The organism is Phenylobacterium sp. (assembly GCF_036821595.1).
Classification (GTDB): Bacteria; Pseudomonadota; Alphaproteobacteria; order Caulobacterales; family Caulobacteraceae; genus Phenylobacterium.
Window position 1 is genome coordinate 1 of record NZ_DAISJG010000116.1, and the last position, 5,070, is coordinate 5,070.

Here is a 5,070-nt window from a genome sequence, read left to right on the forward strand (position 1 = left end):
ACGCGGATGCCGTTCAGGCCGTCGCCCATCTCCACGTTCATCAGGATCAGGTCGAAGGGCCGGCTGGCGGCGATCTGGGCGGCCTCGGCGCCCGAATGGGCTTCCGACAGCTCGATGTCCACGTCGGCCTCGGCGAACACCAGGCGGACGCCGTGGCGCCGCGCAGGATCCGCGTCGGCCGAGAGCACGCTCACCTTGCGCGGCGGCGGGGCCGGGGCGGCCTTGCCCTTCCTGGCCTTGGGCGCAGGCGGCGGCTCGTCGAGCACCGCCTCGGCGACCAGCCTGTCGAGCGACTGGGCGGCGGTCTCGATCACCGCGATCATCTTCTTGAGGTCCGGGGTGTCGCAGACCTTGGTCAGCACCTTGGCCGCGCCCAGCAGGCCGTCCAGCGGCCCGCGGACCTCGGGGCCCAGGTCGGCCAGCGCCGCCTGCTTGTTCTGCGCCTGCTCGATGGAGCCCTGCAGGCTGGTCAGCGTCTGCTCGAGCTCGCGGTAGGCGGCCCGGGAGTGGTCCTCCGCCCGCTTGCGGCGCAGCTGCATCTCTACCCGCGCAGCGGCGACCTCCATGTCCACCGGCTTGGTGACGTAGTCGTTGGCGCCCATCAGCAGGGCCTCGACCACGTCCTCGCTGGCCGACTTGGCGGTGACCATGATCACCGGCAGCTGGTTCTCGGAGTGGGTCTCGCGCACCCGGCGCAGGACCTCCAGGCCGTCGATGCCCGGCATCATGATGTCCAGCAGCACCACGTCGAAGGGCTCGCGAGCGATCAGGTTCAGGGCGGAGAGGCCGTCGACCGCCTCGACCACCTCGTAGCCGAGGCGGGTGAAGCGGCGGTTCAGGATGATCCGGTTGTCCTCGGTGTCGTCGACGACGAGGAGGCGGGGCATGGCTTCGGCGGTCATGGGCTCACGCGGCGGCTGGGCGCTGGGCGCGCCGGTCAAAACAGGCTCCTCCCCACTCTCCACGCTCACGCTTAAGTATCGGTGTATGCGGAGTGACAACCGGAACGAGCCCGCGCGCCGACGCGCCGGACGTGCTAGGGTGCACCCGCCTCGAGCCCCAACCGTGGATCCCTCCGCGCCGGGCCCCCGGCCCAAGAGGGCCACCTCATGACCACCCCCAGCCGCCTGCCGCCGCCCATCCGGCGCACGCTCGTCGACACACGCTCGACGTCGACCCAGGGCCCTGCTCCGCGCCGCCCTGTCCTGAACGACACCCGCAGCACCCGCTAGGACGCATCACCCATGGCCAAAGGTCAGAAGCGGTCCAACCGCGAAGTGCGCAAGCCGAAGGCGCCGAAGGCGAAGCCGGCCGTGCAGGTCGTCTCCGTGCTGAATCCCGAACGGAAGAAGGGCTAGCCGCATGGGGCTGTTCGACTGGCTCGGCCGCGCCGGCGTCCCGCCAGAGGCGGTGCGCGCGGAAATCTGGCGGCTCGGCGTGCGTCACTTCGGCGAGCCGCTGCGGGGTGCGCAGGAAGAACTGGCCTCGCCCGGCCTCGACCCGGGCCGCACGGCGCTGCTGAGGGCCTGCGTGGCGAAGCTGCGCGCGGCCTGAGCGGCTAGCCGCCCCCGGCGAGCGCCCGGGCGACCATCACCCAGAAGGCGGCGCACAGGGCGAGCGCCGTCGCCAGACCGGTCACTCGAAGCATCACCATCGCCATGCGCGTTTCTCGCGACTCGTCCTCTGCCATTACGCAACCTTCAAGTGCGTAGCGCAACAGGAACGCGCAACCCGCGTGACGGCCCATTCTGGGGAGAAGCGGTGCGGCCTTTCGTACCGTCCGCTCAGGCAAGGGCTAGCCGAACAGGAAATCGCCGGCCGAGAGGCTGGAGAGCGCCACCCCCTTGAGGGTCAGGGTGTGGGCTGCGTCGAGGGCGATCACCACGTCGCCCCCGCTCTGCACGGCATGCGCCTTCACCGCGGCGAAGTCGGCGGCGAGCGCGTCGTCCAGGCGGATCACGTCGCTCCCGGGCCGGAAGTCCGTCACCGTGGCCTTCCCCGCGCCGAAGTCGAAGACGAAGGTGTCGCGGCCCCAGCCGCCGGTCAGCACGTCGTCAGGCCCAGCCACCAGCACATCGGCGCCGAAGCCGCCCACCAGCCTGCCCACGGCCGCGTTGGTGATCATCGCCACCCCCGGGGTGTGGGCAGTGTTGCCGGCGGCATCCGAGGCCGTGGCAGTGAAACTGTGCACCGCCGTGTCCGTCACCGCATAGGCCAGGCTCCACTTGCCGTCCGCGTTCGCCTCCACGACGCCGGCGACCCGGCCGCCGTCGTAGATCGTGACCCGGGCGCCCGCCTCGGCCTCGCCGCGCACCGCCTCCGGGGTCAGGCCGGTCACGGCCGGAGCGCCGGGCCCCCGGGTGTCCACCGTCACAGCCACCGCCTCGCCGCGCACGGTGACGCCCGCCGCGTCCGTCGCCACCGCCGTCAGGCTGTGCTCGCCATCGCCCAGGGAGGAGGTGGTCAGGTGGAAGGCCCCGGTGCGATCGGCCTGGCCGCTGGCCACCAGCCTATCGCCGTCATAGACCTTCACCGTCGAATGGGCGCCGGCCTGGCCCTCGACCTGGACCTGGCGGAGGTTTGTGATCCCGTCGCCCTTCACGCCGGAATCGCTCCGCGCGGCGAGCGCCACGTCGGTGGGCGCCACGGCCGCCATGGCCAGCGCCTTGCCCGCGTAATCCGCCGCCAGCCCGACACCGGCGTAGGTGGCCGCCAGCGCACTCTTCAGAGCCTGAGCCTCCGACGGGTCGGCCGACATGGCGCCGGCGGCGAGACCCAGGGTCTTCAGCAGCGCCAGGTCCGCGTCGGAGAAGCCTTGCATCGGATCGCCGCCGCGGCGCTCCGCCGACAGCGCCATGCCGAGCGCGAAGGCGCCCACCGTCGTCGCCGCCACGGAGTCCGAACCGTCGCCGTCCGACACGGTCGCGCCGGAGAACAGGTCGACCTTGTTCTGCCCCAGCATCAGGGCGCCCGAGCCCCCGGAGCCCGCGTCGCCGAACCAGAGGGAGGAGGTGGCGTTGACAACCACGCCCGGCTTGGCGGCGGTGATCCCGCCGCTCGACCCACCGCCGTAGCCAGCGTCGCCGCAGGTCCTCACGATCTCGCCGCACCAGGTCTTCACGTCCTGGCAGTAGCTGGCGGCGGGGGCCTTGAAGGTGAAGTCGCCCGTGACCGCGAGACCCGCGCTGAAATTGTTCGCCGCGCCACCGGCCTTGGTGACGCCCACGTCCAGCAGGGTGGTGAGGTTGAAGCTGACGCTCACCGCGTCCCCGGTCCTGACGACCTGCAGGGTCAGAGAGGTGCTGGTGTTCAGCGTCAGCACAGCGTCGCCGCCGCACCCGTAGACCGTCACCTGTCCCTGCTTGAAGATCGAGGAATCCACCGAGGCGGCGCCGTTCTCGAACACACCCACGGCGCCGGTGTAGCTGGCGGCGGCGATCGGCGAGCGGACATCGGCCCCATAGGTCCGGGTGATCACGGCGTCGGACATGTTCTCTTGAACCCTCTTTGCGTGCGCCCCGTCCGGCGCCAGCGCCCGGCCGCGTCATGGCCAAGCTAAGATGTTGTGTTTTCAGCGCTTCTGCGTCGGGCGCGCACCCACGCCGGATCGGGGCGGAAGGCCACGCGACCCGCCGTCGCACCCCGCGCCGAACGCCGTTGGCCCTCGGCAGGCGACCCTGCGGCATGTCGCCCCGCGGGATTCGTGGCCACCGTCAACGCAGCCGTGATCGCGGAAGCGGAACCGCCTTCGTGGCCACGCTTTTTACGGCCCAGTTCGAGGAGATACTTTTTTGACCCGGCCACTTGACTCAGCGAAAGTTCGTCGTTCCGCCCGGATCTTCCGCGGCCTCGCGCGCCGCCTTCGCCCCTTCGAGGGCGGCCGCCGGGCCGTCTCGGCCGGTCCCGCCCCCTTCCAGTTCCCGCACCCCCGGACGCTCCACGCCCGCGAGCTCGAGCGCCTGGAACGCGACCAGTTCCCCATGTGGCGCCCGGACCCTGTCCGGGTGCGCGCCCTTCAGTCCCAGTGCGCCTGAGCGCGCAAGGAGCCCGCCGTGAAGACCAGAACCCCCCGCGCCTTCCAGGTCGTCTACCGCCGCCGCAAGGTGGTCCACCGACCCGACGTCCGCCCGCACCGCGCCGTCACCGCCGCCCGCGGCGACGACCTGAGCAGCCTGATCCTCTACGGCCAGGGCTAGCCGGCGCTTTCCCGCGCCGTCGCTACGACGGTTGCGGGCGCAGGGACGGCGCGGCGGCGCCGCACCCGGCTGCGCCGCTTCCGGGCCCATATGATCACGCCGGTGGCAGAAAGCCCGGCCACCGCCAGTCCCAGCAACGAGACCAGTACGCGACCCGGCACGTCCAGGATGCGGCCCGAGTGGAGCGGGAACTGCGCCTGCATGAAGATGTCGCCGGCCGAGCCCCGGCCAGGCGTCAGCGCCCCGGCCGGCGCTCCCGTCGCGCCATCGAAATAGAGCCACGGATTGCCGAGACCGCCGTCGCCGTGGTCGTCGCCGACCTCGTAGAAGCCGACGCCGTAGACGTCGTACATCGGCGAATAGAACACCCCGCCCGCCGGCGCGGACCAGCCGCGGCGCTGCGCCTCAGCCCGGGCGATCTCCACGACCTGCTCGCGCGATATGGCCGGCAGCGCCGGCTCGTCGAACGCCCGCGCCTGACGCGTCGAGAAGGGGTCCGGCGAAAGCTGTGAGAACAGCCCCACGACCGGCCGCGTCACCTGGGGTCCGAGGTTCATGGACACCGAGGTGACCGCCAGCACCAGCAGGAGACCCCAGAGCCACACTCCGCCCGACCGGTGCAGGTCGAAGGTCAGCCGGTAGCCGCCCTCCCGCCATCGGAAGGCGAAGGATTTCTTCCACACCGAGGCCTTGGGGAAGGAGATCCACAGCGCCACCAGGCAGTCGATCGTCCAGGCGATCCCGACGATGCCCATCAGCCAGACGCCCACGTCCACGCCGTTCACGAACGGCAGGGTCAGGGAGTAGTGCAGCTTGTACAGGAACGGCAGCAGGTTCTCGCGGCTGAGCGAGGGCCGGCCCCAGAACCGCTGGC

7 protein-coding genes are annotated in these 5,070 nt (G+C 71.4%); 4 read left to right on the forward strand and 3 right to left on the reverse strand.

The annotated features are described in order from the left end of the window. Positions 1–902, reverse strand: a 902-nt coding sequence (locus tag V7Z97_RS19205; protein WP_334165071.1) for a response regulator transcription factor, incomplete at its 3' end; no start/stop codon positions are given. 207 nt (positions 903–1,109) lie between these two features. On the opposite strand from V7Z97_RS19205, the gene V7Z97_RS19210 reads away from it, so the two are divergent. Genes V7Z97_RS19210 through V7Z97_RS19220 form a run of 3 tightly spaced genes read left to right on the forward strand, consistent with a single transcriptional unit; the run spans position 1,110 to position 1,554 of the window. Beyond that, on the forward strand, positions 1,110–1,232 hold the full coding sequence (locus tag V7Z97_RS19210; RefSeq protein WP_334165072.1) for a hypothetical protein: 123 nt from the start codon (positions 1,110–1,112) through the stop codon (positions 1,230–1,232). A gap of 12 nt (positions 1,233–1,244) precedes the next feature. After that, complete coding sequence (locus V7Z97_RS19215; protein WP_334165073.1) at positions 1,245–1,358, forward strand: hypothetical protein; 114 nt, start codon at positions 1,245–1,247, stop codon at positions 1,356–1,358. A gap of 4 nt (positions 1,359–1,362) precedes the next feature. Further along, positions 1,363–1,554 (forward strand): hypothetical protein, encoded by a 192-nt coding sequence (locus V7Z97_RS19220; protein ID WP_334165074.1) that lies wholly within the window; start codon positions 1,363–1,365, stop codon positions 1,552–1,554. A gap of 241 nt (positions 1,555–1,795) precedes the next feature. On the opposite strand, the gene V7Z97_RS19225 is transcribed toward V7Z97_RS19220, so the two are convergent. Then, positions 1,796–3,490 carry an Ig-like domain-containing protein gene (locus V7Z97_RS19225; protein WP_334165075.1) on the reverse strand — a complete coding sequence of 565 codons (1,695 nt, stop codon included), beginning with the start codon at positions 3,488–3,490 and terminating at the stop codon, positions 1,796–1,798. Between the two features lie 562 nt (positions 3,491–4,052). Here V7Z97_RS19225 and V7Z97_RS19230 point away from each other — a divergent pair. After that, positions 4,053–4,196, forward strand: a complete 144-nt coding sequence (locus V7Z97_RS19230; protein ID WP_334165076.1) for a hypothetical protein — start codon at positions 4,053–4,055, stop codon at positions 4,194–4,196. Here V7Z97_RS19230 and V7Z97_RS19235 read toward each other — a convergent pair. Beyond that, a partial coding sequence (locus V7Z97_RS19235) for a PepSY-associated TM helix domain-containing protein (RefSeq protein WP_334165077.1) occupies positions 4,193–5,070 on the reverse strand: 878 nt, incomplete at its 5' end. The two genes, V7Z97_RS19230 and V7Z97_RS19235, sit on opposite strands and share 4 nt — an antisense overlap.